This is a genomic window from Mucilaginibacter sp. P4_G9, assembly GCF_056400985.1.
Genome location: NZ_JBFUKF010000366.1, coordinates 1 through 4933, shown reverse-complemented (window position 1 = coordinate 4933; position 4933 = coordinate 1). Strand labels below are relative to the sequence as shown.

Sequence of the window (4933 nt, the reverse complement as noted above, 5' to 3'; positions counted from 1 at the left end):
GTGTAGGTACGAAGCAATGACGACCTATTTTTAAACAGCTTCCAAGAAGCCCTATTCAAAGATCCTCAAATACCTCTTCACCGAAAAATCCATCGCAGCCCTGGCGTTCTTTAAAATATAACGCCCAAAAGCGCCGTACATGGCTTCATAAACTTTTCCGCTTATCGCATTTTGAACCTGTAGTATATCCTTCCTGGGAAGCGGGATAAGATTTGGATAGCTATACATAAACGAAACAGTTTTAAGGTCCGGACTTACCTGTATCACATCACCAACCAATAACAAGCCATCATTTTGCGGACTATACAGCACACTTGCACCAGGAAAATGCCCGCCGCAACGGATCAGTTGGATGCCGTCCCATAAAGCAATTTCCTCTTCAGTCCATAAGTGGATGGGCGCGTCCCTGCGTCCCAGCCATTCTTCGTCAAGTGCGTTTATGTATACGGTGGCATCGCCAAAAGCTTTGCTCCACTCGGCAATGGTCGAAAAATAATGTGGGTGCGAAACGGCTATGGCTTTTATGCCGCCCAGCTTATTTACCGCTGCAATGGTTGCCTCATCAATATTGCTGATACAATCCCATAAAATATTGCCTCCGGGTGTTACCAGTAAATGTGCCCGCTGGTTAATGCCAAATGCAGGTTCGGTGTAAATGGCATATAAGTTTGGGGCTACCTTTTCAATAATGTTTTTATGCTGATGGTTTAACTCCGCAAGCGTAATCCAGCTCTGGCCTTTAGGGTTCACGTATTGGCGGTCATCCTCGCAAATTTTACAATGCAAAGGCGGAGTTGCCGATGGCGGGTATTGTACACCGCAGGTAGTGCAGATATAAGGAGTTAATGACATGGTAATATGGTGGTAGAAATAAGTGGATTGTTATGTCCCCTCGGTGTCTTCTCAATGCTATTAAGTTAAGTCATTTTTCACGCAAAGACGCAGAGACGCAATTGATTTGCTTATTTTTTCTTTGCGCCTTGGCGTCTTTGCGTGAAATTGCTAACGCTGTGAGGGGCCCCGAAACAATAAACCCCGCCTCAAATTTAATTTTGTGGCGGGGTTTTTACAAGATAAGAGATGGAATTTAATTTAGCTGTAATAGCTGCGGGCCAAATTCTTCAAAAAAGATCTTGTCGGCATTTATTCCTGATTCCTTCAGATCATTAAACTGTTTCTGAATAAAAAATGAGGGCCCGCATACATAATAACGGGTTTCGGGATGGTGATGCAGGTTGTTAATCCTGTTTATATTTAAATGGCCATCATAAATGTTTTCGGCAATATTTTCTTTAGACGTTACATCATAAAAAATATGCTGGTTAAAATTTGCATTGTTAATTGCCAGCTCATTGATATTGTTTTTAAAGGCATGTACCGATTCGTTGCGGCAGCCATGAAGCCAGGTAATGGGCTGTTTTGTTCCCTTTTGGGTTAAGTGCTGTACCATGCTCATTAAAGGCGTTAAGCCAACGCCGCCACTAATAAACATTACCGGCGTATCTAAATTATCGGGCAGGATAAAATTGCCTGCCGGCGAGGTAAGCTCTACCTGTTTGCCTTCGGTAATTTCGTCATGCAGTAAATTGCTTATCATGCCATTAACGTCAACGTTTGCCCCTGCTTCCCGTTTAACAGAAATACGGTAATAATCATTATTTGGCGCACTTGAAATACTGTATTGGCGTACCTGGGTTATGTTTAGCTGCGGAAGAAAGAGTTTGATACTGATATACTGACCCGGTTTGTGGTGCGGAACTTTACCGCCATCTGCTGGGTATAAGTAAAAGGAACATATTTCTGCCGATTCCATTTCTCTCTTCCCTACTTTAAACAAGCGCCAGCCTGTCCAGCCGTTTGGTTTTAAAACCTGGTCCTGGTATAAGTTTGCCTCATGACCGCTCATTAATGCGGCTAACTGGTTATAAGCTACTGTCCATGCTTCTAAAATTTCGGGGGTAGCGGCATCACCTAAAACCTCGCTGATAGATGCCAGCAGGTGGTTGCCAACTATGGCATAATGCTCGGGGCGGATATCTAAACTGATATGTTTTTGGCCAATCCTGTCAACCACGGGTAGCAGTACAGATGGATTGGCAATGTTTTCTGCATAAGCAAGTACAGCCATGGCCAGGGCGGTTTGCTGTTTACCTGTTTGCTGGTTTCCCATGTTAAACATGTTTTTTAATTCGGGATTGTGTTTAAACATCCTGCCATAAAAATGAGTGGTTAGCAATACGCCATGTTCTTTCAAAATCGGAACGGTGGCAAGGATGAGGTCTTTTTGATCGTTTGTCATAATAAATATATTAATACCTTTTTATCTTAAATAGAATTGCTTGTTTAAGATTTCCGGTTGTTCAACAGGGCAAATCTAAGCCTTAATTAATAAAAGACAAAAATATCTTTTATTAATTCTTATCTTTGCTTTACAGGATGGCAATTTTTTCAAAAACGTGCGAGTATGCTATAAGGGCGGTGTTCTATATAGCTCATAAAACAGCTGCAGGGGGCAGGGTTAGTATAAAGGATATTGCAACCGGTATCGATTCGCCCGAGTTGTACCTGGCTAAAATATTACAGGATTTAAGCAGAAGGGGGCTCATCAGCTCGTTTAAAGGTCCTCATGGCGGGTTTTTTATAGAGCCGCCCTCGTTAAGCAGGCCATTAAGTGATATTGTAGAGGCTGTTGATGGCGACAGCTTGTTTTATGGATGTGCTTTAGGGCTTAAACAATGCTCGGAAGTGAACCCTTGCCCTTTGCACAACGAGTTTAAAGATATCAGGGACCGGATTCACATTTTATTAAATACCACCACCATAGGTGAGTTTAACACCGAGCTGATTGATGGTTTGTTGTCATTAAAAAAATAGGGAAATGCTAACCCTGTAGCCTCAAAACACTTCTGTCCCCTCAATCAAAAGCTTTGGGCTTTCTGCATTCAGCTTTTAGCTTAAATATTATTTTTCATCCTTCGCAAATTCCAGCGGGGTAAGGTCAGCAATTTGTTCATAGGCCATAAAGCCCTCAAATAATAAACCGCTGGTTGGACTGTAATTGCCCTGGCCATCAATAGATACACTGCTATCCATCAGGTTCACCATCGACATTTGTCCCTTAGGAAATTTGGCACGTGCGGGCCGTTCAATTTTAAAACCACTGTTTTCAAAACCTGCCGGCTCGCGGTCTTTGGTGTAAACAACAAACAGGGCACCCGTGAAAGTAAAGGTTTTAAAGTTGTTATCCGTAGGTGTTAATAACGAATCGACCATTACCTGGCGGTCATCAAAAATTATGCGGTTCTCGTTGGTATATTTTACACCCGGAGGTGGCTTATTTATTAGTTTATAAATCTCAAAACCCGCTTCATATACCTTATCGTTGTAAATAGATTTCATGAGGTGAATAATAGAGCCAGTGTAAGCCGTTTGCCGGTTTTTTTTCCATCGGGCGGCTTCCTTTTCTGTTTTGGCTGTCATTTCCTCAAAGGATGGATAGCCCTGGTATCCTGATATGTTATTGGCCCCATCATGTTCAAAACCGGTAAGCAGGTATTTTATGCGATAGCCCAGCGCCTTATTCTCGATAATTAAAAATTCATCGGCGCTTGCCGTAAGGGTTTGTGTTGGTTTATCATAGTGGAAATAAAGCACCCTGGGGTTAATGATCTGGCAATCGCCGGCGTTGTGTGTGGTGCCCAAAAAGGATCTTTTAAACTCCCTGTAATGTTCCTCCCAGTTATTATCGGCAGTAATTACTACCTCTTTAAGCGCATTGGTATTGGTTTTTAAAACCAGGCTTAGCTGCGCCGAATGATTTTTGATAATAACCGGAACAGATTGCGGCACAAAACCTATCATTTTTACCACCAGGCCGTATGATCCCGGTGAAATATGATCCAGTTGAAACCGGCCATCATTATCGCAGGCAGTGATCACTTTTGTACCGGTAAGGAACACCGTTGCACCAGGCAAAGGCCCGGTATCATCCCTAACGATGCCTTTAATGGAGTAAGTTTGCTGGGCTTTTAGAGTACCGCCGCAGGTTAAAAGCAGCAGAATAAGCAGGCACTTAAATTTCCATGATGAGGCTTGGGCATTCATGAGGGAAATTTAGCGAATTAGTTTGAGTTTGGCTATAGGCGGTAAGTAAACCGAAGAATTTTCTGGTCTATTTAGAATACCTTTTAAAAAAGACCCAGAAGCAACTTGCTAAGTGTGAAACTATGCAAATTTGACCAGCATGGTGCCTCAGGGTGCTCTTCTGTCCCCTCAGGGTCTCCTTGAAAAGGGACCCTGAGGCCGCTTGCTAAGTATAAAACTATGCATATTTGATCTGTATGGTGCCTCAGGGTCCTCCTCTGGAGAGACCCTGAGGGGGACGTGATACCTGAATTTTTCATCTTGATTCTTGACTCTAATTTCTTGACTCTTTCTTCCCTACATCAACCTCACCACCAACCCACTCATCTCCTCCGTAACCCGCATCTGGCAGGCCAGGCGGCTATGTTCATCTGCATTGGGCAAGGTATCCAGCATGTCGAGCTCATTATCCGTGGCAGTAAAATATTGTTCGGGGCCTTCCAGTACCTGTATGTGGCAGGTGGCACACAAGGCCATGCCGCCGCAGGTGGCCAGCACATCATATTCGGATGCTTTTAAAACTTCCATCAGGCTCAGGTTAATCCCTTCGGGGATCTCTACAGGCAGCCGATCGCCTTTGCGGTCTTCAATAATTAAGTTGATCATAGCTAAAAGGCGGTTACGCCGTAAACGGTGGTGTATTTAAAACTCAGTTTTTGTTCGGGGTAAACGTATTTGAATGCACTTTGGGCCATTAGCGCCGCTTCGTGGAAACCACAAAGTATCAGCTTTAATTTACCCGGATAGGTGTTGATATCGCCAATGGCATAAATGCGGTCAACATTGGTGC

5 protein-coding genes and 1 pseudogene are annotated in these 4933 nt (G+C 43.4%); 1 reads left to right on the top strand and 5 read right to left on the bottom strand.

Going from position 1 to position 4933, the window contains the following annotated elements; all coding sequences use genetic code 11:
* Positions 1-51: 51 nt before the first annotated feature.
* Both AC1DPZ_RS21795 and hmpA read right to left on the bottom strand, forming a co-directional pair.
* Positions 52-852, bottom strand: coding sequence for an MBL fold metallo-hydrolase (locus AC1DPZ_RS21795; protein ID WP_477407391.1), 801 nt, complete (start codon positions 850-852; stop codon positions 52-54).
* A gap of 235 nt (positions 853-1087) precedes the next feature.
* A complete protein-coding gene (gene hmpA, locus AC1DPZ_RS21790; protein ID WP_477407389.1) occupies positions 1088-2299 on the bottom strand; it encodes an NO-inducible flavohemoprotein in 1212 nt (403 codons plus the stop codon).
* A 137-nt stretch (positions 2300-2436) separates the two neighbouring features.
* On the opposite strand from hmpA, the gene AC1DPZ_RS21785 reads away from it, so the two are divergent.
* A complete protein-coding gene (locus AC1DPZ_RS21785) occupies positions 2437-2874 on the top strand; it encodes an RrF2 family transcriptional regulator (protein WP_477407387.1) in 438 nt (145 codons plus the stop codon).
* Between the two features lie 87 nt (positions 2875-2961).
* Here the strand turns inward: AC1DPZ_RS21785 and AC1DPZ_RS21780 are convergent, their stop codons facing one another.
* The 3 genes and pseudogenes from AC1DPZ_RS21780 to AC1DPZ_RS21770 form a co-directional block, all read right to left on the bottom strand.
* Entirely contained in the window at positions 2962-4104 is a 1143-nt protein-coding gene (locus tag AC1DPZ_RS21780) for a carboxypeptidase-like regulatory domain-containing protein (protein WP_477407385.1), read from the bottom strand.
* Between the two features lie 336 nt (positions 4105-4440).
* A complete protein-coding gene (locus tag AC1DPZ_RS21775) occupies positions 4441-4749 on the bottom strand; it encodes a 2Fe-2S iron-sulfur cluster-binding protein (RefSeq protein ID WP_477407383.1) in 309 nt (102 codons plus the stop codon).
* A 2-nt stretch (positions 4750-4751) separates the two neighbouring features.
* Positions 4752-4933, bottom strand: a pseudogene (locus AC1DPZ_RS21770) (ferredoxin--NADP(+) reductase); the annotation flags it as partial.